At 43.0% G+C, this 25,877-nt stretch carries 22 protein-coding genes; 12 read left to right on the top strand and 10 right to left on the bottom strand.

The annotated features are described in order from the left end of the window. Positions 1-48 precede the first annotated feature (48 nt). Both ACVBDU_RS00515 and ACVBDU_RS00510 read left to right on the top strand, forming a co-directional pair. Positions 49-1,074 (top strand): formimidoylglutamase, encoded by a 1,026-nt coding sequence (locus tag ACVBDU_RS00515; RefSeq protein ID WP_447177824.1) that lies wholly within the window; start codon positions 49-51, stop codon positions 1,072-1,074. 176 nt (positions 1,075-1,250) lie between these two features. Beyond that, positions 1,251-2,015 (top strand): MBL fold metallo-hydrolase, encoded by a 765-nt coding sequence (locus ACVBDU_RS00510; RefSeq protein ID WP_447177823.1) that lies wholly within the window; start codon positions 1,251-1,253, stop codon positions 2,013-2,015. Between the two features lie 94 nt (positions 2,016-2,109). On the opposite strand, the gene carB is transcribed toward ACVBDU_RS00510, so the two are convergent. Together carB and rpmH are read right to left on the bottom strand one after the other, a co-directional pair. Then, the gene (carB, locus tag ACVBDU_RS00505; protein ID WP_447177822.1) at positions 2,110-4,962 is read right to left on the bottom strand and encodes a carbamoyl-phosphate synthase large subunit; all 2,853 of its coding nucleotides are present in this window, start codon (positions 4,960-4,962) and stop codon (positions 2,110-2,112) included. 104 nt (positions 4,963-5,066) lie between these two features. Beyond that, positions 5,067-5,225: a 50S ribosomal protein L34 gene (gene rpmH, locus ACVBDU_RS00500; RefSeq protein ID WP_447177821.1), complete on the bottom strand. Its 159-nt coding sequence runs from the start codon at positions 5,223-5,225 to the stop codon at positions 5,067-5,069. Between the two features lie 325 nt (positions 5,226-5,550). On the opposite strand from rpmH, the gene ACVBDU_RS00495 reads away from it, so the two are divergent. Next, positions 5,551-6,066 (top strand): DUF2892 domain-containing protein, encoded by a 516-nt coding sequence (locus ACVBDU_RS00495; protein ID WP_447177820.1) that lies wholly within the window; start codon positions 5,551-5,553, stop codon positions 6,064-6,066. 59 nt (positions 6,067-6,125) lie between these two features. Here ACVBDU_RS00495 and ACVBDU_RS00490 read toward each other — a convergent pair whose 3' ends face one another. Together ACVBDU_RS00490 and ACVBDU_RS00485 are read right to left on the bottom strand one after the other, a co-directional pair. Next, complete coding sequence (locus ACVBDU_RS00490) at positions 6,126-7,076, bottom strand: lytic transglycosylase domain-containing protein (RefSeq protein WP_447177819.1); 951 nt, start codon at positions 7,074-7,076, stop codon at positions 6,126-6,128. Between the two features lie 142 nt (positions 7,077-7,218). Next, on the bottom strand, positions 7,219-7,881 hold the full coding sequence (locus ACVBDU_RS00485; RefSeq protein WP_447177818.1) for an alpha/beta fold hydrolase: 663 nt from the start codon (positions 7,879-7,881) through the stop codon (positions 7,219-7,221). 336 nt (positions 7,882-8,217) lie between these two features. Between ACVBDU_RS00485 and ACVBDU_RS00480 the strand changes: the two genes are divergently transcribed. Further along, positions 8,218-8,508, top strand: coding sequence for a GNAT family N-acetyltransferase (locus tag ACVBDU_RS00480; RefSeq protein WP_447177817.1), 291 nt, complete (start codon positions 8,218-8,220; stop codon positions 8,506-8,508). 93 nt (positions 8,509-8,601) lie between these two features. Here the strand turns inward: ACVBDU_RS00480 and bla are convergent, their stop codons facing one another. Then, positions 8,602-9,345 (bottom strand): subclass B1 metallo-beta-lactamase, encoded by a 744-nt coding sequence (bla, locus tag ACVBDU_RS00475; protein ID WP_447177816.1) that lies wholly within the window; start codon positions 9,343-9,345, stop codon positions 8,602-8,604. 35 nt (positions 9,346-9,380) lie between these two features. Beyond that, positions 9,381-10,718 carry a tRNA (N(6)-L-threonylcarbamoyladenosine(37)-C(2))-methylthiotransferase MtaB gene (gene mtaB / locus ACVBDU_RS00470; RefSeq protein ID WP_447177815.1) on the bottom strand — a complete coding sequence of 446 codons (1,338 nt, stop codon included), beginning with the start codon at positions 10,716-10,718 and terminating at the stop codon, positions 9,381-9,383. 152 nt (positions 10,719-10,870) lie between these two features. On the opposite strand from mtaB, the gene ACVBDU_RS00465 reads away from it, so the two are divergent. Next, the gene (locus tag ACVBDU_RS00465; protein WP_447177814.1) at positions 10,871-13,237 is read left to right on the top strand and encodes a S9 family peptidase; all 2,367 of its coding nucleotides are present in this window, start codon (positions 10,871-10,873) and stop codon (positions 13,235-13,237) included. Between the two features lie 90 nt (positions 13,238-13,327). Here ACVBDU_RS00465 and ACVBDU_RS00460 read toward each other — a convergent pair whose 3' ends face one another. Both ACVBDU_RS00460 and ACVBDU_RS00455 read right to left on the bottom strand, forming a co-directional pair. Next, positions 13,328-14,503: a GlmU family protein gene (locus tag ACVBDU_RS00460; protein WP_447177813.1), complete on the bottom strand. Its 1,176-nt coding sequence runs from the start codon at positions 14,501-14,503 to the stop codon at positions 13,328-13,330. Between the two features lie 75 nt (positions 14,504-14,578). After that, positions 14,579-14,830, bottom strand: coding sequence for a type B 50S ribosomal protein L31 (locus tag ACVBDU_RS00455; protein ID WP_447177812.1), 252 nt, complete (start codon positions 14,828-14,830; stop codon positions 14,579-14,581). Between the two features lie 177 nt (positions 14,831-15,007). Between ACVBDU_RS00455 and ACVBDU_RS00450 the strand changes: the two genes are divergently transcribed. The 7 genes from ACVBDU_RS00450 to ACVBDU_RS00420 all read left to right on the top strand — a co-directional run bounded on the left by ACVBDU_RS00450 (position 15,008) and on the right by ACVBDU_RS00420 (position 22,202). Continuing rightward, positions 15,008-15,532: a DUF4199 domain-containing protein gene (locus tag ACVBDU_RS00450; protein WP_447177811.1), complete on the top strand. Its 525-nt coding sequence runs from the start codon at positions 15,008-15,010 to the stop codon at positions 15,530-15,532. A gap of 91 nt (positions 15,533-15,623) precedes the next feature. Beyond that, positions 15,624-16,643, top strand: a complete 1,020-nt coding sequence (locus ACVBDU_RS00445; protein ID WP_447177810.1) for a glycosyltransferase family 2 protein — start codon at positions 15,624-15,626, stop codon at positions 16,641-16,643. A gap of 58 nt (positions 16,644-16,701) precedes the next feature. Continuing rightward, complete coding sequence (locus tag ACVBDU_RS00440) at positions 16,702-18,426, top strand: phospho-sugar mutase (RefSeq protein WP_447177809.1); 1,725 nt, start codon at positions 16,702-16,704, stop codon at positions 18,424-18,426. Positions 18,427-18,500: 74 nt separating this feature from the next. Beyond that, the gene (locus ACVBDU_RS00435) at positions 18,501-20,327 is read left to right on the top strand and encodes an ABC transporter ATP-binding protein (RefSeq protein WP_447177808.1); all 1,827 of its coding nucleotides are present in this window, start codon (positions 18,501-18,503) and stop codon (positions 20,325-20,327) included. A gap of 277 nt (positions 20,328-20,604) precedes the next feature. Beyond that, the gene (locus ACVBDU_RS00430; RefSeq protein ID WP_447177807.1) at positions 20,605-21,147 is read left to right on the top strand and encodes an RNA polymerase sigma factor; all 543 of its coding nucleotides are present in this window, start codon (positions 20,605-20,607) and stop codon (positions 21,145-21,147) included. 30 nt (positions 21,148-21,177) lie between these two features. Next, complete coding sequence (locus ACVBDU_RS00425; protein WP_447177806.1) at positions 21,178-21,702, top strand: hypothetical protein; 525 nt, start codon at positions 21,178-21,180, stop codon at positions 21,700-21,702. A 38-nt stretch (positions 21,703-21,740) separates the two neighbouring features. Beyond that, positions 21,741-22,202, top strand: a complete 462-nt coding sequence (locus ACVBDU_RS00420; RefSeq protein WP_447177805.1) for a sensor of ECF-type sigma factor — start codon at positions 21,741-21,743, stop codon at positions 22,200-22,202. A 477-nt stretch (positions 22,203-22,679) separates the two neighbouring features. On the opposite strand, the gene ACVBDU_RS00415 is transcribed toward ACVBDU_RS00420, so the two are convergent. Continuing rightward, on the bottom strand, positions 22,680-23,396 hold the full coding sequence (locus tag ACVBDU_RS00415; RefSeq protein WP_447177804.1) for a DUF4198 domain-containing protein: 717 nt from the start codon (positions 23,394-23,396) through the stop codon (positions 22,680-22,682). Between the two features lie 47 nt (positions 23,397-23,443). Further along, the gene (locus tag ACVBDU_RS00410; RefSeq protein WP_447177803.1) at positions 23,444-25,822 is read right to left on the bottom strand and encodes a TonB-dependent siderophore receptor; all 2,379 of its coding nucleotides are present in this window, start codon (positions 25,820-25,822) and stop codon (positions 23,444-23,446) included. Between the last annotated feature and the right edge of the window lie 55 nt (positions 25,823-25,877).

The following is a 25,877-nucleotide window of genomic DNA, read 5'->3' as shown; positions in this document are numbered from 1 at the left end:
AAATAGATTTTTTATTTTCATATTTGCTTTTAGATTTAAACCTGGTATATGCGAAATTTTTTGTGTTTATACACCCTCAGGGATATGGAAAAAATCGTTTCCCGAAGAAAAGGAGAAGTTAAATTCGGGGAACGGATAAGGCTGCTTAACGAAGGACAGGAACTGGAAGAACAACTCCTGGAATCCAAGGCCAAATATGTTCTTTTCGGAATTCCGGAAGATATTGGTATCGTTGGTAATCACGGTCGTAAAGGAGCCCGGTACGCATGGAATGCCGCACTGCAACAGCTTCTGAACACACAAAACAGCATGCACAACAAGGCAAAAAGAATTTTATTGCTGGGACATCTGGATTTTTCGGAAGAGATGAAAGAGCTCGACGCTATGGACTCTTCAAAAACCACATATACGGAAAGAGCCAGGGAGCTCACCGCACAAATAGACGCAGAGGTAACCGACCTGGTCCGGAAAATTGTACTGGCAGGTAAAAAACCTATCGTAGTTGGCGGAGGACATAACAACTGTTACGGTCTACTAAAAGGTTGTGCCCTTGCCCTGGGTAAACCCGTGAACAGCATTAATATAGATGCGCATACCGATTTCCGTCCGCCGGAAGGAAGACATAGCGGCAATGGTTTTTCTTACGCCTTCCGGGAAGGTTTTTTGCAGCGCTACTTTATTTTCGGACTGCACAAAAACTATACTTCGAAATCCATTTATAAAAAGCTGGAAGAACAAACAGAGCATATACGGTTTGCCACCGCGGAAGACCTTTTACTCTCTTCCGAAAACAGTTTGGACTACCAGATGGAACAGGCTCTTAATTTTATAAAAAGAGAGCCTTACGGTATAGAAATAGACTGTGATGCCATCAGTAATGTTGCCAGCAGTGCCATAAGTCCTTCGGGGTTTACCCCGGAACAGGTACGAAGGCTTATACATCACTGGAAAAACAATAAAAACGTACAGTACCTGCATATATGCGAAGCAGCACCGCAGCCGGAAGATGAAAAGGAAACACGCTTAACCGGTAAACTCATCTCTTACCTTATTACCGATTTTATCCGGAAATAAACCACTTCGGGCTAGAAATCCATAGGTTTCCGGGAGACGCAAAGTCTGTTTTGCCACGGATACACGGAAAATTTTAAGGTAATTCTTAATATATCTCCGTACATATACAGGTTCGGAAACCGGTTCGGAATCTTTTCGTAATTTTAGAAATCGTATAACCTGTAATCTATAAATTCATGAAAAGATATATTGTCTTACTCGGCTTTACCGCTCTTGGCTGTTTATTCACCTGTAGCGTATTTTCCCAGGTAAATCCGGATACTCTTATTACAGAAAAGGGAAATAACATTGTTATCCGACCCGTATTCCACGGCACTCTTGCCCTGCAATGGAAAGACATCTCCATCTATTCCGATCCTTATGGCGGTGCTGAAAAGTTTTCCGGTATAAAGGCTCCGGATATCGTTTTCATTTCGGATATCCACGGGGATCACCTGGACAAAAATACTTTGGGGGATCTGGATACCTCCAGGACTACCTTTATAGTACCACAGGCCGTTGCAGATCAGCTTCCGGAAAGCTATAAAAGCAAGATGATAATCATGAAAAACGGGGAAAAGAAAAAAATATCGGGTATTACCGTGGAGGCCTTACCCATGTATAATCTTCCGGAGAGCAAAGAGGCCCCACATGTAAAGGGACGGGGAAACGGTTATGTACTTACCCTGGATGATAAAAGGATATATATAAGTGGCGACACGGAAGATATTCCTGAAATGAGGGCCCTTAAAAATATCGATGTCGCTTTTGTATGTATGAACCTCCCCTACACCATGACGGTGGAACAGGCAGCCGATGCCGTTCTGGATTTTAAGCCCGTCATCGTATACCCTTATCACTATCGTGGCCGGCCGGATATGAGCGATACGGAAAAGTTTAAAAGACTGGTAGATGCGGGAAATAAAGGTATTGAAGTCAGACTGCGAGACTGGTATCGGTAAAAGCCTGGTTTCCCGGATAAAAATAGTTGCCCGGGCATATACTGCTTTTCCGTATACACCCGGGCAATTTTATTATGGCTTGCACCACTGATAATTATTTACTGAGGTACATCTTTCTTCTGGTGTACAGTTCATAGAACTGATCGTCCTTAAGACTGTCTATAAACAGGATGCCCTCTCCCGTACTTTTCATTTCAGGCCCCAGGTTCTTGTTCACATTAGGGAATTTATTGAAAGAGAAGACCGGTTGTTTTATAGCATATCCGCTCAGTTTCGGGTTAAAATCAAAGTCCGTAACCTTATTTTCCCCCAGCATTACCTTAGTTGCATAATTCACATAAGGTTCTCCGTAGGCCTTGGCGATAAACGGTACCGTCCTGGACGCTCTCGGGTTAGCCTCAATGATAAACACCACATCGTCCTTGATAGCGAACTGTATATTGATAAGTCCGACGGTATTGAGCGCCAGCGCTATTTTATGGGTGTGGTCTTTAATCTGTTGTAAAACAAATTCTCCGAGGTTAAACGGTGGCAATGTTGCATTGGAGTCGCCGGAGTGAATACCACAGGGTTCTATATGCTCCATTATACCTATGATATAGACATTCTCCCCGTCGCATATAGCATCTGCTTCGGCTTCTATGGCACCATCCAGGTAGTGGTCCAGCAATAATTTGTTGTTAGGTATCTTACGGAGCAGGTCTACAACATGCTCTTCCAGTTCTTCTTTATTGATCACGATTTTCATTCCCTGTCCTCCGAGTACATACGAAGGTCTCACCAGGATAGGGAAATTCAGTTCGTCCGATAGCTTAAGTGCTTCTTCCGCTGTCTCCGCAACACCAAATTCCGGGTAAGGAATATCGTTGTCTTTAAGCAGTGTGGAAAAACTTCCCCTGTCTTCCGCCAGGTCGAGGGACTCAAAACTGGTACCGATGATCTTAATACCGTACTTATCGAGTTTTTCCGCAAGTTTAAGTGCGGTTTGCCCCCCTAACTGCACGATTACCCCTTCCGGGTTCTCGTGGCGGATGATATCGTAAATATGTTCCCAGAAAACCGGTTCAAAATAGAGTTTGTCTGCCGTATCAAAATCCGTGGACACCGTCTCCGGGTTACAGTTTATCATAATAGTCTCGTATCCGCATTCCGCAGCTGCCAGAACACCGTGTACGCAACAGTAATCAAATTCAATACCCTGCCCTATACGGTTGGGTCCGGAACCGAGCACCACTATTTTTTTCTTCGGGGTAACTTCGCTTTCGTTATCGACAAAACGTTGCCCGTCCGCAGTTTCTATTTCATCTTCGAAAGTAGAGTAATAATAAGGTGTCTGTGCCTTAAATTCGGCAGCACAGGTATCTACCAGTTTATAAATACGTTTTACACCGAGTTCTTCTCTTCTTTTATACACTTCGCTTTCCCAGCAATCCAGCATATGTGCTATCTGCCTGTCGGCAAAACCTTTTTGCTTGGCTTCGAGCAACAGTTCTTTGGACAGGGATTCTATGGTATAGGTGGATATTTCCTTTTCCAGATGGTGCAGCTCTTCGTATTGCTTGAGGAACCACATATCTATTTTAGTAATTTCATGTATCCTGCTAAGCGGTATCCCCATTTGAATGGCATCGTAAATAACAAACACCCTGTCCCAACTGGCATAAGTCAGTTTTTCGATGATCTGATCGTAATTCTTATACCCTTTCCCGTCGGCACCAAGTCCGTTTCTCTTAATCTCCAGAGACTGCGTAGCCTTGTGAAGCGCTTCCTGAAACGAACGTCCTATCCCCATTACCTCTCCTACGGATTTCATTTGCAGCCCCAGGGTTCTGTCGGAACCTTCGAACTTGTCGAAGTTCCATCTCGGTATCTTTACAATAACATAGTCGAGGGTTGGCTCAAACAGGGCCGAAGTGGATTTGGTAATCTGGTTATCCAGTTCGTCCAGGGTATATCCAAGGGCCAGCTTGGTAGCAATCTTTGCAATAGGATACCCGGTAGCCTTGGAAGCCAGGGCAGAAGAACGGGATACCCTCGGATTTATTTCAATGGCAATTATATCTTCTTTCTCATCAGGGCTCACGGCAAACTGTACATTACAACCGCCAGCAAAGTCCCCGATGCTACACATCATTTTAATGGCCATATCCCGCATTTTCTGGAATGTGGTATCCGAAAGTGTCATGGCGGGCGCCACGGTTATGGAGTCTCCCGTATGGATGCCCATAGGATCCATATTTTCTATAGTACAGATGATAACCACGTTATCATTTCTATCCCGGAGCAGTTCCAGTTCATATTCTTTCCATCCCAGAAGGGCTTTATCTATGAGCACTTCATGTATCGGGGATGCTTCGAGCCCCCTGGTAAGCAATTCGTCAAAGTCTTCTTTTCTGTGCACAAAAGAGGCCCCGGTACCTCCCAGGGTAAAGGAAGGCCGGATAACCAGCGGAAATCCGAATTCCTGTGCTATCTCTTTTCCTTTCAGATAGGAAGTAGCCGTTCTGGAGGGAGCTACGGGAATATCTATCTGCTCCAGTAATACGCGGAATTTCTCCCTGTCTTCTGTAATATTAATGGCATCGATATCTACTCCGATGATTTCCACATTAAAGTCTTTCCAAATTCCTTTTTCGTCAGCTTCTATACAAAGGTTCAATGCTGTCTGCCCTCCCATAGTGGGCAGTACGGCATCTATATTCGGGTGCGCCTTGAGTATGTCTATAATGGATTTTGTAGTGAGCGGCTTCAGGTATACGTGATCTGCCATGGACGGGTCTGTCATAATGGTAGCCGGATTACTGTTTATCAAAACAGTTTCCACTCCGTCTTCTCTCAGCGAACGCAGGGATTGCGAACCGGCATAGTCAAACTCACACGCCTGTCCTATGATGATAGGCCCCGAACCGATAATCAGAATACATTTTAGATCTTTTCTTTTTGGCATTTCTTTGGTATTGTGTTATTTAAACGAATTATGAGCAGATCAGGTATAAAAAAAGGTGTCACTCTTTAAAGTAACACCTTTATATGAATAGAATTTCAATAGCATTATTTCTTATGCCTTGGTTCGGAAGATACGGTTAATTTCTTTCTTCCTTTTGCCCTTCTTCGGGCAAGCACTTTTCTACCGTCCACAGACGCCATTCTCTCTCTAAAACCGTGCTTGTTCCTTCTCTTTCTCTTTGAGGGTTGAAATGTTCTTTTCATTGTCTAATATCTTAAAACTTCTTTAAAAATACCTAATTCATTATGCACGAGATTCCTCCACAAAAGTGCGGCGCAAATATACGAAGAGTTTTTATTTAGACAAACCATTTAAAAAAAATATTTTCCGTCACTACCTTTCGCTCCTGATGCCGGCAACCGTTTGATATTCCGTATATCCGAAACCCGACAATTCCGCTCATAGAATCCGAATGTGATGTTTCCGGTATTTATTACATGGAAATTTGATATATACGATACGTGCTCCATGACTTTTTTTTAACTTTGCATCCTTGTTCGCCACAGTGCATTCTTAAAAAACTATAACATGTTCAATAAAAATCTAAAATTAGTTATCGCGGCGCTTATCATTGGCTATGCAGTTTATCAGTTTATCGAAAGTAATATAGGTAACGGTATATTCCTGATATTACTTTCGCTGGTGTTCATTTTCCTTTACTTCCGAAATGAAATGATACTTCTTGCCTTTCTTCGCATGCGTAAACAGGATTTCGAAGGGACTGCCAAATGGCTGAACAAGATCAAAAACCCCGAAGCAGCCCTCATCCGAAAGCAGCAGGGGTATTACAATTACCTCCATGGTATCATGGCTTCTCAAAATAATCTTACCCAGGCAGAAAAACACTTCAAAAGGGCTCTGAAACTAGGGCTTTCCATGAACTATGATGTTGCCATGGCCAAACTGAGCCTTGCAGGAATAGCCATGCAAAAACGCAGAAAGCGCGAAGCTACCACCCTGCTCAATGAAGCCAAAAAACTGGACAAACAGAACATGCTTGCCGATCAGATAAAGATGATGCAACAGCAAATGAAAAAGATTTAAGTTTGAAGTTCGAAGCCCGAAGTTCGAAGTTTTTTCATCTTCGTGCTCCGAACTCTTTTCTAACTTCGTACATTATAGTATCCTTTCTCAGGGATCTCTATAAAGTATTTCTTTCCGGATTTATTATTGAGTTTGGTTTCCCGGAGCCACGGATTGTGTATTTTAAGTATTTTGTAGTTGATCCCCTGTTTTTTGGCAAAATCTGCAAGATCTGCTATTTCATAATTCACTTCCACTTTACGTGTGGGGATATGGGTATACATGTGTTTGGGTTCTATATTAAATCCGTATTTCTGCGGATTGGACAGTATTTCTTTAATAGCGAGTATTCGAAAAAGATATCTGCCGGTTTCCTCGCCCAGTAAAATATCGTAATAATCGCTTTCGTTTTGTCTTTCCAGTTGCCTGGATACTCCGGTTCTTCCGGCATTGTATGCCGCCGCCGCCAGCGTCCAGCTTCCGAATAAATTCTTTGCTTTCTTAAGGTAATCGCAGGCCACTTCGGTAGATTTCTCCAGGTTATAACGTTCATCCACATTCCCGTTCACCTCCAGCCCGTGTTCCTTACCTGTAGCACTCATGATCTGCCAGAACCCGGTAGCTCTTGCAGGTGATACCGCATTCTGCAGTCCGCTTTCAATAACCGCAAGGTATTTAAAATCGTCCGGTATGCCGTGTTTCGCCAGTATAGGCTCGATAACCGGAAAATATTTATGTGCTCTTTTTATAAGCAACAGTCCGTTAGATTGCCAGTAAGTATTCACCAGTATTTCCCGGTCCATACGTTCCCGTATATCGGGTTCATCCAAAGGCACTACCTCCCCGGCAAAATTCATATTATCCATGAAATCGATAGCGTATACGTTGTAATCACCTACAGCTTTATCACTTACCTCCGGAGCTTTTTCCACTTCCATGGCATCTTTCCCTTCTCCTTGCACCGAACTCAGAAAAAAACCTGCCAGCGCTACAATCCCTATGGCCATAAGACCTTTTTTCAACCATTCCATAACTTTCATTTTGATCTCTGTTACTCGTTAACACTAACGCAGATATTTCCGCAATCATATAAAAACAACTACGGATATCCCCATAAACACACTGTAAAGGTAAAAAAAATCCCTGTTACAAAATCCGAACAAACAATTGTTTTTAATTCGCAATGAGCGAAGGAAGATGCTCATTAAACCATTTATACCGATTTATAATCATAATATGCGTACCCCGTTCAATACGGATACAATCTTTGATCCTGCCAATAGGAAATACAGGATCTTTATCCCCGTTAATATGGATAATCCCCGGAAGAATGTCTTCCCTGTCCCAACGGACAATGGCATCAATAGCCCAATCGATGTATTTTTTGTTGCGGACAGATAAATATTTCTCATAGAGTTGCAATCTTTTGGTTACCGCTTCACCAAAAGCGTACCTGGCCAAAAGTTCCACATTGTTAACCAAGCCCGTAGGGAGCAGTTTATACGCCTTGGTATACCGTGCAAATAACATCCTGGCCGGCAGTTCTTCCCTGCACTTGACACTAGATATGACAATTACTTTTCGCGGTTTCACATATGCCGCCATCTCCTGTACCAGCATACCACCGAATGACACGCCTACAAGCACCGGTGCTTCGTGTTTTATATTGGCACTCATCCTCAGGGCATAATCTTGTAATGATTCGTTTTCCAGGGGTAATATCCATTCCAGGTAATACACATCAAAACGGTCTGCCGGCAACCGGATATTCTCAAATATAAGCGGACTTGCGGCCATGCCGGGCATAAAGTAAACAGGTATTCTGGGCGTATCCATCAATTTGTTATTTGTTTGTATAATAGACTCTTAGTATTTTTTCGTATCTTTGTACCCGCAAATCATGAATACCATGGTTTCCTTCCGTTTTTCAGAACGGTTTCGGGAAACGACAATCCAGCGTAAAGTCTGAGGTTTTTCGTAGTTCTCTACAAATTTAGACTTTACGGAAGAAAAAGAAACATTTCTCCTACAATTCTTGCACAGAGAAAAATTTAAGATGAAAAACAAAGGTGTATATCTCATGCACAATAAAACCCGGATCGTCCGGTACCCGGATACTCCCGGATTCCGCTTACGCTTATACTATAATTCCAGTAAATAAAACCAAAAACGATGAGTGAAGTAGCTGTTAAAGACAATGACTTTTTGCGCCAGTTCGAAACCCGTATAAACGGTAAACTGGCCAAAATAGAGTACTCTTCCCAGGATAAAAAGATATTCCTGACCAAACTGGTTCTTCCGGAGAACTTCGACGAGCACCTGAAAGACGACTTTATCGAGTCCGTATTACAAATCGTAGAGGAACGCAATCTCAGAGTAGTCCCTACAAGCCCGGAAATAGCGGGATTTCTGCGAAAACACAAAGAATACAAGGACCTGCTTCCGGTAGGTATACGAATTTGAGATAAAAATCAGACTCCCTGTGCTTTTTCAGTACCGTTGCAAGGATCGGATGGCGTGAAAATACTATACGGACTCGGCTAAAACCAAAAAAGTTTACGGCCGGAATAAGTCTATGGTGTAGTTCAGCAATTCCTTACCTCCCGGGTTACCATGTCCCGGGATAACCTTTTTTAAGCCGGGATATTTTGCCTTTATTTTCCGGATTGTTTCCGGCCACGCAATAACATTGGCATCTTCAAGATTCCCTTTATTTGCCCCGGTAGCTTTGACCAGGCAACCTCCGAATAATACACCGTCATCCGGGAGGTACCCCGTTATATTATCTTTCGTATGCCCTTCTCCCGGGTATTCCACAACTATTTCCTTACTTCCCACCCGGAATGTTCCGGAAAGAAGACCTAAACCATTCTGAGGAACCGGGGAAGCATTAGACGCTGCCAACGCAATAGTTGCATTGCCCGCATAAGAAGGTATACCCCGGCGATGGAATGCTTCCAGTCCGCCAAGACAATCTTTATGAAAATGTGTAGGGATAACTGCTTTGATCTTACAATGCAAGGAATCTTTCACCCAAAAGATCAGCTCTTCCGAGACGTTGTCATCTCCGGGAGTATCGAAGACAATGGCTTCTCCCCTGTCAAAAAATACGGCCCCGTTACAGGCAACCCTGCCAAAACCTTCCACATCCATATAAGATGTATGTATATAGGCATGATCGGAAATCCGGCGTACATCCAGACTATCTGAACTGTAGTTTTTATCGGCGATCACCGATTTTCCGGTACCACACCCTAACAATACCAAAGTAAAAAAGGAAAGCAAGCTATATCTCATCATAGTTACCGGGAAAATGTTTTTTTAACAGCTACAATTCAGGAAGCATAAACTTCTTCGTTGACAAAATCAAAACGGACCAATCCGTCTTCATCTATATCTTTAAGCACGATCGTATGCAGGGTATTCACCAATTCCGGGTTCCAGGGAGCCTTGACCTTTACGTAGTTCTCCGTAAATCCATGTATATACCCTGCCTTGTTCTCCCCTTCGAAAAGTACAGTCCGGGTAGTTCCCAGTTGACTTTCATAAAACGCACGGCGTTTTTTCACGGACAAACCCCTTAGCATTTTACTTCTTTTGGCCCTGACTTTTTTAGGCACCACACCGTCCATTTCCACCGCGAAGGTATTATCCCTTTCGGAATAAGTAAATACATGGAGATACGATATGTCCAGTTCATTTAAAAAGTGATAGGTTTCCAGGAAATGGTCGTTCGTTTCTCCGGGAAATCCTACGATAACATCCACCCCGATACACGCATGCGGCATCACTTCTTTTATTTTCCGTACCCGCTCCACATAAAGTTCGCGAAGATACCTGCGTCGCATTTTTTTCAGGATATTGTTACTTCCGGATTGCAGGGGAATATGAAAGTGCGGAACAAAAGTCCTGCTGTCCGCTACAAATTCTATAGTTTCGTTCTTCAGCAGGTTGGGCTCTATCGAAGAAATACGAAGGCGTTCTATGCCTTCTACTTTATCCAGCGCCTGCACCAGGTCCAGAAAGGTGTGTTCGTGTTTCTTGTTTCCGAACTCTCCTTTGCCGTAATCCCCTATATTGACCCCGGTAAGAACGATCTCCCGGATATTCTTCCGGGATATTTCCCTAGCATTGTGTAACACATTTTCCAGCGTATCGCTTCGGGATATTCCCCGTGCCAGCGGAATGGTACAATACGTACACTTATAATCACAACCATCCTGTACTTTTAGAAAAGCACGGGTACGGTCGCCTATAGAGTAACTTCCTACATAAAAATCCGCTTCCTCTATTTCACAGGAGTGCACCTGTCCGAAGTCATTTTTGGACAGGTCGTTTATATAATCGGTGATCTTGAATTTTTCCGTAGCTCCCAATACCAGGTCTACACCATCCACAGCAGCGAGCTCTTCCGGCTTCAACTGGGCATAGCAGCCCACAGCGGCCACAAAAGCGTTTTCGTTATTTTTCAGGGCTTTCTTTACTACCTGTTTAAACTGCCGATCGGCATTTTCCGTCACCGAACAGGTGTTTATAACATAAATATCCGCTGTTTCTTCAAAATCAACACGGTCAAACCCTCTATCCCCGAAATCCCGGGCAATGGTAGATGTTTCCGAAAAATTCAGTTTGCATCCCAATGTATAAAAAGCCACCTTTTTCCTTTGATCCATGTTCCTGCCTGATTATAAATTCCACGCTTCCCCGAAAACACTAGAAATGAATCGTTTGTGCTTATTTCGGGAGTGCAAAGTTACTTAAAGTATTTAGAACCAAGTTAAAAAAAATCTGTAGATTCGTGGACTGCGTTTAAAACTGTTTACTCATGTTACAAAAAATTACCTTGCCATTCCTTTTTATTTGTATTTCCTGCTTCGTTAGCGCACAGACAAGCAGTCTCAGTGTCGAAAAGATCATGCAGGACCCCCGCTGGATGGGCACTTTCCCTTCGGACGTACGATGGGACGAACACGGTGAAACACTCTATTTTAAATACAACCGGGATAACGACCCTTCGGACTCTCTTTACCGAATAAAGATAAAGTCGCCCAAAACCATCGAAAAAGTCCACGCCAAAGAAGCTAAGGCCCTGATCCCGGAAAACGGAAGCTACAATAAAACCCGGACAAAAAAATTATTCATTAAGGACAAAAGTCTCTTTATCTACGACTTAAAAAAGAGACAACAAACCGAACTTTTACAAATGGAGAGCCCTGTAGGATTTCCGGAATTTCTTGCTGACGAAAGCAAAATAGCCTTTTATGCCGGCAGTAATCTTTTCACCTACTCCCTGGCAACGGGACAAACAAGACAGGTAACCAACATTAAAGAAGGGGAAGCGGACAACAAAAAAGAAAAAGGAGTTTCTCCCAAAGAAAAATGGCTTCGGGATGACAACCTGGAATTGCTTCGGGTGGTACGCGAAAGAGAAGAGAAGAAAGAAGAAACCAAAGCATACCGGGAAATGATCACGGAAAAAGAACCTTACACATTCTATTCGGGCGACAAACAAGTCTTAAACCTGAAATTGTCCCCCGATGAACGATTCGCCGTTTTCAGCCTTCGTGCCCGCGGGGATTCCAAAAGCACCATTGTTCCCAACTACATTGATGCTTCCGGGTATACCACCGATCTGAATACCCGTACCAAGGTAGGTGAAGAAAATACAAAGACGGAACTGGCAGTATACAACCTGCAAAAAGACACCGTATACCTGGTAAAAACAGGAGACCTTCCGGGCATCGGGGATTTACCGGATTATGTAAAGGATTACCCCGACAAAGACCGGGAATCTACCGAAAGAGAAGTTATGGTCTCCGGGGCTTCTTTTTCTCCGAACGGCAAGTATATTGTTGTAAATGTACGTTCCAAAGACAATAAGGATCGCTGGATAGCATTGCTGAACCCGGAAGACGGCAGCCTGAAAAGCCTGGACCGTCAACGGGACGAAGCCTGGATAGCAGGCCCCGGTATCGGGTGGAGCATGGGTGGTGGCGTACTTGGCTGGCTACCCGACAACAAACACATTTATTTCCAGTCCGAAGAAACCGGGTATTCACACCTTTACCTCCTGGATGTAACTACCAGGAAGAAAAAAGCACTGACTTCAGGTAGTTTTGAAGTGTTTAATCCATTCGTATCCAGGGACGATAAAAGCTGGTACCTCACGACTTCCGAAGTACATCCCGGAGAGCGCCATTTCTACAAAATGCCGCTCTATGGCGGAAAGATGGAAAAACTGACTTCCAGCACAGGAAACAATGAAGTATCCCTGTCACCGGACGAAAAACACCTGGCTATTCGTTACGCCTACAGCAATAAGCCCTGGGAACTTTATCTCAGTAAAAATACAGCCAGTGCAAAGGAAATACAACTCACCTCCGGACAATCGGAAGATTTTGCAGCCTATCCCTGGCGCGATCCGAAACTAATACATTTCACTGCTGCCGACGGCACGGAAGTCCCCGCCCGGTTATATGTTCCGGAACAGGGCGTAAAAAACAACGCAGCGATAATATTTGTGCACGGTGCGGGATATCTGCAGAATGCACATAAATGGTGGTCATCTTATTTCCGGGAATACATGTTCCACAATCTGCTCACGGATCTGGGCTATACCGTTCTGGACATCGATTACCGGGGTAGCGCCGGGTACGGAAGAGACTGGCGTACTGCCATTTACCGGCATATGGGAGGAAAAGACCTGTCGGACCAGGTAGACGGGGCCGGATACCTCATTAACGAACATGGGATTGCCCGGGAAAGCATAGGTATTTACGGAGGCAGCTACGGTGGTTTTATCACGCTGATGGCCATGTTCAAGGAAGGTGACACTTTTACTTCGGGGGCCGCTCTCCGGTCTGTTACGGACTGGGCACATTACAATCACGGGTACACATCCAATATACTCAACGAACCTTTTAATGACCCGGAAGCATACCGGAAATCCTCTCCTATCTACTTTGCGGAAGGACTTAAAGGCAATCTGCTCATAGCCCATGGCATGGTAGATGTCAATGTCCATTTCCAGGATGTGGTACGACTTTCACAACGCCTGATAGAACTCGGGAAAGACAACTGGGAAATGGCCGTTTACCCTGCGGAAGACCACGGATTTACAGAACCCAGCAGCTGGACAGATGAATACAAACGAATCCTGAAAATATTCAATACTACCCTGTTGAAAAACTGAATTCTGACCGGGCACCACATAAAGCAAAGCCGGAAGCATTGATGCTTCCGGCTTTGTTTATATCCATAAAATATCTTTCTGAAAAAGTCTTTAGTCCCAGCGCCATTTCTTTGTAGTTTCAAAAACGTATTCCAGGATCCTGGCGTCTTCCTCCGTAAATGTCACGTTACGTCTTATCGAAGCTTTTTGTGCAGAAGCTATTGCCTTGGATAGGGTATACACGGTAAAGCCACTTGCCCCTCCCCAGGAAAAATCGGGAACAAAATTACGCGGCAGGCCGCTACCGTAAATATTGGTATTGACCCCTACGACCGTTCCCGTATTGAACATCGTATTGATACCACATTTACTATGGTCTCCCATTATCAGTCCACAAAACTGCAACCCCGTTCTTTTAAATTCCTCTTCCTCATAGCTCCACAGTTTTACATCATCATAATTATTTTTCATGTTGGAATTATTGCTGTCTGCCCCGATATTGCACCATTCTCCCAAAACAGCATTTCCGAGAAAACCTTCATGTCCTTTATTGGAATAAGAGAAAAGAACCGAATTATTGATCTCTCCCCCCACTTTACAATAGGGTCCTACGGTAGTAGCTCCGTATATCTTAGCTCCCATTTTTATGATACTTCCTTCGCAAAGCGCAAAACCTCCGCGAATATGGCAACCTTCCATAACCAGGGTATTCTTCCCTATATATACAGGTCCGTCGGATGCATTAAGGGTAGAAAAATACATTTCCGCACCTTCTTCTATAAAAATATTTTCCGGGGCTATCACCTGCACTCCATCCGGAATGGGCATACTCTTCCTGCCTTTGGTAAGCAGCTCAAAATCCGCCTGAAGAGCCTCCCTGTTCTTTGAAAATATATCCCAAGTATTTTCTATTCGCACCGGGCTCCCTGTATATTCCTTTTTCCGGAAAACCGAAAAATTTGTTTCTTCACGCCCTTCCTCGCTGTAGTAGGCTATTATATTTCCTCCTCCCGATACCGCTTCACCGGGTTGTAATTGTTTTATCATATCAACCAATCCGGGTTCAGGCAAAAAAGAGGCATCGATAAGAATATTCTCCTCTTCACGTACCAGGGGAAATTTAACGGAAAGATAATCCTCCGTAAGCGTCGAGACTGCCTGGCTAAGGAGATTTTCCCATTTTTCCTTTATGGTCAGTATCCCGATCCGGATATCCGCTACCGGCCTTGTAAATGTAAAAGGCAGGAGCGCATTGCGGACAGGGCCGTCAAAAAGAATGTAGTTCATAGTGTGTGAGTTTTGTGTAAAAATAAAAAAACCTCTGATTTCTCAGAGGTTTGTATATTTTTAAGTTCGCAAAAATTATTTCTTGAATTTTGCGTATTTGTTCTTGAACTTATCAATACGTCCGGCAGTATCCACCAATTTGGATTTTCCGGTGTAATAAGGATGTGATGTCCTGGAAATTTCCAGTTTTACCAATGGGTATTCCACACCTTCTAATTCTAAAGTCTCTTTAGTATCTGCGGTGGATTTGGTGATAAAAACATCGTCGTTTGACATGTCTTTGAACGCTACCAATCTATAATTTTCCGGATGTATGCCTTTTTTCATCGCCGTTATATTTATTTCTTTCTCCTAAAATTCGAGGTGCAAATTTAAGTATATTTACAGAATATACAATACCATTTCAAAAAAAAATATGCCCTTATAAAAATATTGTATGCAAATATGTAACAAAATGCGGGGTTACGGCCACTAATTAAGTACTTTTAACCAAAATTTTCAATCATGGAAGAAACTAAACAACCAACAACAGGGAAATTTGCACTGATCTATGGATTACTTATAGGGGTTGCAGGTATCATTTTTAGCTTGATGCTACACTTTATGGACATGCAATATGACCAAAGTGCCAGTAAACAGATCATTTCTACCTTAATTCTGGTAGTTATTATCTTTTTTGCGATTTATCAATTCAAAAAAACCCAACACGGCTTCCTTACAATCAGCGATTCCCTCAAGATCGGTATAGGTGCTGCTGCTATTTCCGGGATTATTACGGTACTTTATTTATTATTATATGTAAATGTCATTGAACCTGATTTTCATGAAAAACTCGCAGCACTGAGTCGGACTACTATGGTAGAACAAAATCCGGCCCTAACACAAGACCAAATAGACAATGCCATTCAAATGCAACAAAAATTCTTTTGGATTACGTACCCTATAATACTAATTTTTAATATGTTCATAGGATTTGTTGTTGCTCTGATTGTTGGTGCTATTCTCAAAAAAACAGAACCCAAACATTAATTCATTAAGCAAATACCCTCTCAATACATACCCGAAAAATCTCCAGTGAAACAATTTTACGTAAATTTGGGAAGTATTTTAATATTTGCCCATGAACATATCTGTAGTAATACCACTACTGAACGAACAGGAGTCTTTACGGGAATTACACGATTGGATTGCACGGGTAATGCAATCCAATCGCTTTTCTTATGAGATAATTTTTATTGATGACGGTAGTACGGACGGCTCCTGGGAAACCATAGAGGCTCTTGCCGCGGAGAACAAAGCGGTAAAAGGTATACGTTTTTTCCGCAATTACGGCAAGTCTCAGGCATTGCACGCAGGATTTCGTATGATACGTGGCGAAGTAGTGATAACTATGGATGCCGACCTGCAGGATAACCCGGAGGAGATCCCCGGACTTTACCATCTTATTACCGAACAGAAATACGACCTTATATCGGGATGGAAAAAGAAGCGGTACGACGATATCCTTACCAAAAACATCCCCTCCAAACTGTTTAACTGGGCAGCGAGGAAAACTTCCGGACTAAAACTTCACGATTTTAACTGCGGCCTCAAAGCTTACAGAAAAGAAGTAATAAAAAACATCGAGGTGTACGGGGAAATGCACCGCTATATTCCTGTTCTGGCTAAAAATGCAGGGTTTACCCGGATCGAAGAAAAAATAGTACAACACCAGTCGCGAAAATACGGAAAGACCAAGTTTGGTATGGAACGCTTTATTCACGGCTTCCTCGACCTGATCACCATCTGGTTTCTCTCCCGTTTCGGTAAACGTCCCATGCACCTTTTCGGAGCGTGGGGCGTCGTGATGTTTCTCATCGGTCTTTTGTCTGCCGGTTACATCGGGGTAGATAAACTCTACAAGCTTTACCACTACCAGCCCACCATACTGGTAACACAAAATCCGTGGTTTTTTATAGCTTTGGCTACAATGATCATCGGTTCGCAATTATTCCTGGCCGGATTTCTCGGAGAAATTATACTTCGAACAAAAACAAATAACGACAGGTATAAGATATCGGATATCCTGAACGTTGATATTCGGAAAGAAGAACAAAAAGAAGAAGGGCGGGCAGTATTCCCGGGTAAAAGACAGAACTGAAAATACATTTATTTGAGGCAAGGCAATCCAAGTAATGAACTTCCAATACATCGAAAAAATGCAAGTAAACGAAAAAATTCTCGAAAAGGTAAATGAGTGGCTCAGCCCGGCATTTGACGAGGCTACCAAAGAAAACATACGACAACTGATGGAAAACTCCCCGAAAGAACTTACGGAGAGCTTTTATAAAAACCTGGAATTCGGTACCGGTGGAATGCGCGGTATTATGGGAACAGGAAGTAACCGGATCAATAGATATACCCTTGGGAAAAATACGCAAGGGCTAAGTAATTACATTAAAAAGACCTACCAGGATGAAGAATTAAAAGTAGCCATTGCCTATGATTGCCGCCATAACAGCGATACCCTGGCCAAAGTAGTGGCCGAGGTATTCTCTGCCAACGGTATCAAGGTATACCTGTTTTCGGCCCTGCGCCCTACTCCGGAACTTTCTTTCGCCGTAAAACACCTTGGATGTCATTGTGGTATTGTGCTTACCGCATCGCATAACCCGCCGGAATACAACGGTTATAAAGTGTACTGGACAGACGGCGGACAAATAGTGCCCCCGCAGGATGCGGAGATCATTGCGGAAATTAACAGCCTTTCTTTTGAGGATATACGGTTTTCGCCCAAAAACGAACTCATTACCTATATAGATAAAGAGGTAGATGAAGCGTTTATTGCCGCTTCGGTAAAAAACGGCAGCTTTAACGCCAAAGGAAAAGACGATTTTAAAATAGTGTTTACTTCCCTGCACGGAACATCTATTACCATCATGCCCGAAGTTCTTAAAAGGGCCGGTTATAAAAATGTATATCTAGTGGAAGAACAAGCTACTCCGGATGGCGATTTCCCTACGGTAAAATCTCCTAACCCGGAAGAGCCCGAAGCCCTGACCATAGCCATGAAAAAAGCCGAAGAAATCGGCGCCGATATGGTTATTGGTACCGACCCCGATGGTGACCGCCTGGGAATTGCGGTGAGGGACAGGCAGGGAAAACTGGTTTTACTCAACGGTAACCAGACCATGGTATTGATGACCCGGTTTCTACTGGATCAATGGAAAAAAGACGGAAAGATTACCGGGAAAGAATTTATTGGTTCTACCATAGTATCCACTCCTATGATGAGCCAACTGGCCGAAGCTTACGGTGTGGAATGTAAAACCGGGCTGACCGGGTTCAAATGGATCGCCAAAATGATAAAAGACCATCCGGAACAACCCTTTATAGGTGGTGGAGAAGAGAGTTTCGGCTTTATGGTGGGCGATTTTGTACGGGACAAAGATGCCATAACAGCTTCATTACTGGCATGTGAAATAGCCTCGCAAGCCAAAGCAGAAGGCAGCTCCCTCTACGAGAAATTGCTGGAAATGTATATAGATTTCAAGCTCTACAAAGAGCATCTCGTTTCTCTGGTAAAGAAAGGCATGGAAGGTGCCGAAGAAATAAAACAAATCATGACAGACCTGAGAAACAAACCCTTACAACAGATCAATGGATCCCGGGTTACCCTGGTAGAAGATTACCAGAGTTCCGTAGCACGAAATATGATAACAGGAGAAGAAAAAACTATAGACATCCCTAAATCCAACGTGCTTATTTACTATACCGAAGACGGCAGTAAGATTGCTGCAAGACCCAGCGGAACCGAACCTAAAATAAAATTCTATGTAAGTGTCAATACCGATCTGGACTCTACAGACCGGTTTGAAGCAACTGAAAAAGTATTGTGCCAAAGGATAGATAATATTCTCCTTGACCTCGGTATAGAGGCTTAATTTCAGTCCGCCTATTTTTGATCTTTCCCGGTGGCAAGCCACCGGGAAAACATGTTTAAAAACAACATATTTGAATGGATTATTTTAAAAAGATTTTTCGCTTTGCCCGGCCTTACCGGAACTACGCAGTGCTCAATGTTATCTGTAACATTCTGTACGCGTTGTTCGCCACACTTTCTATGGTATCCCTGATACCCATGATTACCGTATTGTTCGGCGAAGCGGAAAATATCACCACCCCCCCTGTTTATGAGGATATCGGACATTTGAAATCGTTCCTGGAAAATTACCTCAATTATTACATTACCACCACCGGGAACGAACGGGGAGCCGAATACACACTCGGAGTAATGGTCGCCATCATTATTTCTTTGTTTTTATTAAAAAACCTTTTCAATTACCTGGCGATGTTCTTTATTACCTTTTTGCGAAACGGTGTATTGAAAGACCTGAGAAATGCCATGTATAAAAAGGTAGTGGAACTGCCTATAGCATATTTTTCGGAAAAGAGAAAGGGCGATGTTATAGCACGTATATCTTCGGACGTACTGGAAATACAGCATTCTTTTCTTTCTATTCTGGAACTGATCGTAAGGGAACCCCTTACTATTATTTTTACCATTATAACCATGTTTGCACTGAGCCCCAAGCTCACCCTGTTCGTCTTCATTTTTGTTCCCATATCCGGTTTTATTATATCCATAATCGGTAAAAGACTGAAAAAACAGTCGGACCAGGCACAATTGGAACAGGGATATTTTTTATCGATCATAGAAGAGACACTGGGAGGCCTTAAAGTTATCAAGGGGTTTAATTCCGAAAATTACTTCTACAGACGTTTTCGGGATTCTACAAAACGGTTTTACCAGTTATCCAATTCCATACTCAATCGCCAAAACCTGGCTTCTCCTACCAGCGAATTCCTGGGAATAATCGTTATTGCCATATTATTGTGGTATGGTGGGCATATGGTATTGGTAGAAAAAAGTCTGAACGGGCCCACATTTATTGCCTATATAGGACTGGCATATAATATACTCACCCCTGCAAAAGCAATTTCCAAAGCCTCATACGGTGTAAAAAAGGGAAATGCCGCAGCCGAAAGGGTATTGCAAATCCTCGAAGAAAGAAACCCGATCGCAGATGCGCCGAGTGCCATATCCAAAAATAATTTTGAGAAAGAGATCCGGATAGATCATATTAACTTTCAATACGAAGAAGAAAAAGTACTTAAAGACTTCTCCCTGCATATTCCGAAAGGAAAAACCGTAGCCCTGGTAGGGCAATCCGGCAGCGGAAAAAGTACGATAGCCAACCTGCTTACACGCTTTTATGATGTGCAGGAAGGAAGCATTTCCATAGACGGTACGGATATCCGCGATATGGAACTCCATTCGCTCCGGGGATTAATGGGATTGGTAACCCAAGACTCCATCCTGTTCAACGATACCGTAAAGGCCAATGTCTCCCTCGGGAAGGAAAACGCTGCGGACGAAGAGATCGTTGAAGCTCTTAAAGTGGCCAATGCCTATGAATTTGTGTCGCTTTTGCCGCAAGGCATACATACCAATATAGGAGATAGCGGAAACAAACTTTCCGGAGGACAGAAACAAAGGCTCAGTATTGCCCGGGCCGTATTGAAGAACCCGCCCATAATGATACTGGATGAAGCTACCTCCGCACTGGATACCGAAAGTGAAAAACTCGTCCAGAAAGCCCTGGAGAACATGATGAAAAACCGGACTTCGGTAGTTATTGCACACCGGCTCTCCACCATACAGAGCGCCGACCTCATCGTAGTGATGCAAAGAGGGGAAATAGCCGAACAGGGAACACACGGCGAATTGATTGCCAGGAACGGAACCTATAAGAAACTGGTGGATATGCAGTCGTTTGAATAGATCGCTGCGGGTATAGAAAGAGTGCAAAAAAGCATAAAAAAACATCCGCCCTTTCAGACGGATGTTACTTCCACAGTAAGATTTGGGCTTTTTTCACCCTATATAAGCAAAAAAAGAATTGGTTGGTCAAAAAGCTGCCCCGAAGGTAATTATATTTTTTCATATTTATTTATAAATAACACAAAAAACAATCATTAAACATAACTTTCATTTGTTTTTTTGTTAATTTAATATTTTTAAACTTTTCAATACATCTATGGTCTAATCCATAATGATAATGGTTTCAGATTCAACATTAGTACACCAGTTAAAAGACAGCGATACGCGTGAGCAGGCTTTCCGAGAATTGGTTTCCCTGTATAAAGAGAGACTGTACTGGCATATCCGGAGAACAGTAATTGATCATGATGACGCCGACGATGTGCTTCAGAACACCTTTATAAAAATATATCGGAATATCGATAAATTCAAAGGAGAAAGCAGCCTGTTCTCCTGGATGTACCGCATAGCTATAAACGAATCCATAACCTTTCTCAATGCCAAAGCAAAAAGAAAAGGTATTGATAATTCGGAACTGCAGGAATCACTGGTTGCAAACCTTCATGCCGATACGTATTTTAACGGTGATGATATACAACGCAAGCTGCAACAAGCCATAGCTAAATTGCCGGAAAAACAGAAACTGGTATTTAATATGAAATATTTTGAAGGAGTAACTTATGAGGAAATGTCTGAAATACTGGATACTTCCGTAGGTGCCCTGAAGGCTTCGTATCATCATGCCGTAAAAAAAATAGAGCACTTTTTAACACGAGATTAAACCTTCTATCTCTAAAACAGTCAAATAGTTATGAACCCGAAGAAAAAAAATAACAAAAGTGGATTCCGAACCCCGGAAGGCTATTTTGACATGCTGGAGGAACGGATCATACAATCGGTTTCCACAAGCCGAAACATTCCGGAACAGGATGGTTTTGAGGTTCCGTCCGGTTATATAGAGGGGCTGGAAGACCATATCTTTAATGCTATCGGAGAAAAAGAAGAAAGAAATAAAGTTCCTGTTTTAACACTTCGAAGAATCGTTTATTCCATATCGGCAGTAGCTGCTGTTGTTTTGATACTACTGACCGTGTTTCCGAAGATTCTCTCTTCCCCCGAATCCGGAGATATGTATTCCATAGCCAGTATAAAGCCGGAAGAAGTGGAATTTTATATTGAGAACCATATGCTGCCCGTGTATGCCGAAGATATTGCTGATGTATTTGACAGCACAGACCTTAACTCCATAAGCTTTTCCTCTCTTAATGAAGAAGACCTTATCCATTACCTGGAAGAAAATATGATCAATTATTCCGAAATAAATTTTAACCAATGATCCCCCGCCAATCCTATATTTATAAAAATCGAAGATCAATGAAAGCACCTAAAACCCTGTTTTTTACTCTCTTCCTGCTACTTTTCTCCGTAGCCGGACACACACAGGAAAAGAGCAAAAAAGAACGTATAAGAACCCTTAAAGTAGCTTATATAACCGAAAAGCTTTCCCTCACTACGGAGGAAGCCCAGAAATTATGGCCCATCTACAATACGTATTATGACAATGTTTCCGAGCTGTGGCACCAGGAGCACAAAAACATCAAAAAACCCATAAGAAACGGGGATATTGACAATATGTCCGAAGCGGAAGCCAATCTTTTACTGGCTGAATTGGAAGATATCGAAAGTAAAATATACAAAGAAAACGTACAGCTTACCCGAAACCTCAAAGGGGTTTTGCCCGCTAAGAAAATCCTGCTCTTAAAAAGGGCGGAAAGGGATTTCAGCAGAGAACTGTTACATAAGCTGAAACGGCAGGAAGATCATAAAAAACAGTAAAATATCCGGTTTATAGCAAAAAAATGAGGTTGTCTAGAAGTCTTAAAAATAGTTAAAACCACAAAGGGCACGGAGTAGGCACAAAGTACTCAAAGCGATAAATATATTATAATCATACACTTACAACTTTGCGCTCTTTGTGTATTCTTTGTGATCTTAGTGGTTAAAAGGCTTTTTAGACATCTCCATTTACTTTCTCCGCCGTACACCAATAGTTCCTCCACTTCACAATAAAAAAAATGACAGGAAACATCTTATCCGGAAGATATATAACTCTCATATAAGCTGCGCGAAACAAAACCAAAGGGCGTAATAACAAGGAGAGAAGAGATAAAAAATCCCGTTGTCCTGTTCTGAAACACAGGACAACGGGATTTCCGGAACTCCGGATTTACAGAGATCGGAATTCAGACAGCCTCTGGTTAGATTTCTCTCCGGAATATTTTATCCGATAGAAATCACAAATACCAAACCATGTTACTCCTTTCCGAAGCTATAGGTGGTAAAATGCCATATAAACTCGTACTCCTTATCTTTGTAGGTTCCGGGAACCTGTTCTTTATAAGATGTTTCCACTACATATGTATTTTTCCATGGCAAGGAGAAAGATACTTTACCATGTTCATCCGTATGGAGAGTTTTGGACCATCCTTCCGGAAGGAATATCTTTAATTCATTTTCCGCCAAAGGTTTTCCGTCATAAACAACCTGCAGGATAATCTCTTCTCCTTCCTTTTCCGGTACAATTTCCAGTTTGGACAGAGATGATATTCCGGTATCACTTTTACCTTCTTTACCTACATGTACCGTAGCAACCGATGCGTATTCGGTTTTAAAAATTCCCAGGTCGTATTGGGTATAATCCACTACCTCCAGGTTGTTATTGGTAAGGATCACACGATAAACACCGGCAGTTTCCGGAGTAAAAGACGCGCTGTAATGGTCTGTTGCCGCTTTTTTATCCAGTGTGGTTTTATTTCCGTCCGGGCCGATCAGGTGCAGGGTAAAATCCTCGGCAAAGGTGAAATGTCCGTCGGTCTTCTCCCGCTCCCCGTAACTGTACTCTCCGAAGAATACTTTTACCTCGTGCGACTTGTTCAGTTTTCCCGTAGCTTTTGTCTCCAGCCACAGAAAGTGAGCGTTTGCCTGTTGCAATGTCAGAACGGCTACTAATGCCAAAATTATTTTTTTCATCTTTCTACTTTTTGATTACGTTATTGTTATAGAACTTCATTACATATTTAAAAATGATACCCTAATGTCAAACGGAAATTTCTTCCGGGCTCGTTCTGTTGCGAATAGTAAAAACGGGTATCTTCTCCTGTACCTGCCTGGTAAGAAGAACCGGTAAACAAGTATTCGTTGAGCAGGTTGTTAATATTCAATGCCACGGAAAATTTGTCATTTGTCCAGCTCAAAGCACCGTCCAGGCGAAAGTAATCCGGTAAGGTTTGTGCCCCGGTTACACCCCATACGGAATCCCAGGACGCCCGTTTTGCCATATACAGGTATCCTCCGGAAATGCTTAATCCCTGGAGTTTGGTATCCTGTAATGTATATTTAAGCCATCCGTTTGTCATATGTCTGGCATGGCCGCTTACCCTGTTTCCGACCAGGTTTTCATTGGTGTCCTTGCTTATTTTTACATCCGTGTAGGCATAGTTGAGGATGACGTTCAAACCGGGTATTATCTCCCCCTGAAGGTCAAATTCCCCTCCCATGGATTTTACTTCTCCCAGTTGTACGGAACTGTTTAAAGGATCGTCAGGATCGGCAGTAAGCATGTTCTCTTTGGTTATCCTGAAATACGAAAATGATGTATTCCACTTTCCGTCGAACCATTTCTTTTTAATTCCACCTTCAATATTATTACCTTCTATCGGATCGAAAGCTTTACCGCTCCTGTCCGTTCCTGCCTGAGGCAGAAAAGCCTGGTCAAACAATCCGTATACCGAAGTATTGTCATCTATAGAAAAACTCAGTCCCACGCGAGGTGTAAATTTACCATCGGAAGTCTTCTGGCTATACATGCTTTCCTGCAGGTCGGTATAGCGGCCTGCCAGCGTAAGACGTAGACGGTCTTCCAGAAAACCGAGTTCGTCCTGGAGGTAATAAGCCGTATATTGCTGTTGCCCGAGTGTCCCGGCCATTCCGGCTCGTTTACGGATACTGGTTTCGTGGTCCAGTTCCGGAATTACGGCCTGGGAATTGTCCGGATCATAAATATTAAAAGGCTGGTTAACATCGATAAGATGTGACTCTGCCCAATCGTACCATACATCTTTGGACCCCACATCAAGGCCTGCAAGTATACGATGTGAAACAGGTCCGGTTTGTACTTCCCCGTTCACAAAAACCTGTCCGAGTTTGTGTTCTTCCAGTGCGTCAAAAATATAAAGTCTCCGGTATACATCCCCGTTTTCTTCTACTGCATCCGGCCAGATATCCGAACTGATCTGGGTGCCGTGCAGGTAACCGAGTTGTGCTGTCAATTTCCAATTTTCATCCAACCCGTGTTCAAAAGTCACAAAAACGGAATGCTCCTTGTTCACGGAAGGGTCTATCCCGGGATGCGTCAGGCTGAAATCCCTCGGCAGGTCTTTATACCCTTTGGGCGAAAAAATATAGGGCGATCCCAGATCCGGTACCTTGGAATGGTAGTAAGTATACTGTGCCGTAAGACTTGTATTTTCGTTAAAGAGGTATTTCAGAGAAGGTGCCAGAACGTATTTATCTTGAAATCCGTATTGCTGGTTGGTTTTCTGGGTATGTCCTACACCGTTGAAACGGTAAAGCAGTTTTCCGGCCTTATCCGCTTTTCCTCCTATATCCACCGTGGCTCTTTGCAGACCGTAACTACCGGTAGAAAGCGTTACTTCCCTCCTGGGATTTTCGGTCGGGGTCTTGGTCACTACATTATATAACCCGGCCGGTTCTCCTGCAGAAAGCATAAAGCCTGCAGGGCCTTTTATGATCTCTATGCGTTCCACCGTTGCCATGTCTTCGGCAACAGGGCCCCATTGTGTGGTAAAGTTCATTCCATTGCGAAATGCCGGAATACGGAAACCGCGCATATTTACGCGGGCATAGTTACCCCAGTGCTCCAGAAGCATGACGCCACTGACATTTCTTCCCACCCCTTCGCGCATCCCGAAGATCTGCTGGTCCCGGAGAATATCGTCGGTAATCACTTGTATATTCTGGGGTATTTTCAGGAGTTCCTGGTTAAGACGAAGACTGGAAGAGACATCCTCCACCTTGTACTTTTCTTTTCGATGCCCGGAAAGGACAACTTCACTGAGCTGGCTCACCTCCGGTTCCAGTTCAAAATTTACCAGGTTACTCCCCGGTTCTAGTTCTATATACTGTTGTGCAGTCTTGTATCCTACTACGGAAACCTTAACAATATAGGACGCGGAACGTAAATTCTTTATCTCGTAGTATCCATCCGCATTCGAGGAAACCCCGCGACCGGAATTTTCCAGAACAACATTTGCACCTTCTACAAGGTTACCCTCCGTATCTGTAATATACCCGCGTAATAAAGCCTGATTTTGCTGTGCGGTAGCCCAGAGCGAGATTGCAGTGAAACAGACAACAAGTATGGATTTGATTTTCATTTCAATTTATATTTATTTAGACTGAATTAATGAAATGCAAATCTATTTAAGGAAA

Source organism: Sinomicrobium endophyticum (assembly GCF_052983315.1).
Note: the sequence above shows the minus strand (reverse complement) of the source record. Positions and strands in the feature narration are given on the sequence as shown.

What these genes read in the sequence shown, in the direction of transcription:
- ACVBDU_RS00465 (WP_447177814.1), top strand. Translation starts at nt 10,871, where the DNA reads ATGTTACAAAAAATTACCTTGCCATTCCTTTTTATTTGTATTTCCTGC.
- ACVBDU_RS00420 (WP_447177805.1), top strand. Translation starts at nt 21,741, where the DNA reads ATGAAAGCACCTAAAACCCTGTTTTTTACTCTCTTCCTGCTACTTTTC.
- ACVBDU_RS00455 (WP_447177812.1), bottom strand. Translation starts at nt 14,830, where the DNA reads ATGAAAAAAGGCATACATCCGGAAAATTATAGATTGGTAGCGTTCAAA.
- ACVBDU_RS00425 (WP_447177806.1), top strand. Translation starts at nt 21,178, where the DNA reads ATGAACCCGAAGAAAAAAAATAACAAAAGTGGATTCCGAACCCCGGAA.
- ACVBDU_RS00495 (WP_447177820.1), top strand. Translation starts at nt 5,551, where the DNA reads ATGTTCAATAAAAATCTAAAATTAGTTATCGCGGCGCTTATCATTGGC.
- ACVBDU_RS00415 (WP_447177804.1), bottom strand. Translation starts at nt 23,396, where the DNA reads ATGAAAAAAATAATTTTGGCATTAGTAGCCGTTCTGACATTGCAACAG.
- ACVBDU_RS00435 (WP_447177808.1), top strand. Translation starts at nt 18,501, where the DNA reads ATGGATTATTTTAAAAAGATTTTTCGCTTTGCCCGGCCTTACCGGAAC.
- mtaB (WP_447177815.1), bottom strand. Translation starts at nt 10,718, where the DNA reads ATGGATCAAAGGAAAAAGGTGGCTTTTTATACATTGGGATGCAAACTG.
- ACVBDU_RS00410 (WP_447177803.1), bottom strand. Translation starts at nt 25,822, where the DNA reads ATGAAAATCAAATCCATACTTGTTGTCTGTTTCACTGCAATCTCGCTC.
- ACVBDU_RS00515 (WP_447177824.1), top strand. Translation starts at nt 49, where the DNA reads ATGCGAAATTTTTTGTGTTTATACACCCTCAGGGATATGGAAAAAATC.
- ACVBDU_RS00480 (WP_447177817.1), top strand. Translation starts at nt 8,218, where the DNA reads ATGAGTGAAGTAGCTGTTAAAGACAATGACTTTTTGCGCCAGTTCGAA.
- ACVBDU_RS00450 (WP_447177811.1), top strand. Translation starts at nt 15,008, where the DNA reads ATGGAAGAAACTAAACAACCAACAACAGGGAAATTTGCACTGATCTAT.
- ACVBDU_RS00460 (WP_447177813.1), bottom strand. Translation starts at nt 14,503, where the DNA reads ATGAACTACATTCTTTTTGACGGCCCTGTCCGCAATGCGCTCCTGCCT.
- rpmH (WP_447177821.1), bottom strand. Translation starts at nt 5,225, where the DNA reads ATGAAAAGAACATTTCAACCCTCAAAGAGAAAGAGAAGGAACAAGCAC.
- ACVBDU_RS00440 (WP_447177809.1), top strand. Translation starts at nt 16,702, where the DNA reads ATGCAAGTAAACGAAAAAATTCTCGAAAAGGTAAATGAGTGGCTCAGC.
- ACVBDU_RS00430 (WP_447177807.1), top strand. Translation starts at nt 20,605, where the DNA reads ATGGTTTCAGATTCAACATTAGTACACCAGTTAAAAGACAGCGATACG.
- bla (WP_447177816.1), bottom strand. Translation starts at nt 9,345, where the DNA reads ATGATGAGATATAGCTTGCTTTCCTTTTTTACTTTGGTATTGTTAGGG.
- ACVBDU_RS00510 (WP_447177823.1), top strand. Translation starts at nt 1,251, where the DNA reads ATGAAAAGATATATTGTCTTACTCGGCTTTACCGCTCTTGGCTGTTTA.
- carB (WP_447177822.1), bottom strand. Translation starts at nt 4,962, where the DNA reads ATGCCAAAAAGAAAAGATCTAAAATGTATTCTGATTATCGGTTCGGGG.
- ACVBDU_RS00445 (WP_447177810.1), top strand. Translation starts at nt 15,624, where the DNA reads ATGAACATATCTGTAGTAATACCACTACTGAACGAACAGGAGTCTTTA.
- ACVBDU_RS00490 (WP_447177819.1), bottom strand. Translation starts at nt 7,076, where the DNA reads ATGGAATGGTTGAAAAAAGGTCTTATGGCCATAGGGATTGTAGCGCTG.
- ACVBDU_RS00485 (WP_447177818.1), bottom strand. Translation starts at nt 7,881, where the DNA reads ATGGATACGCCCAGAATACCTGTTTACTTTATGCCCGGCATGGCCGCA.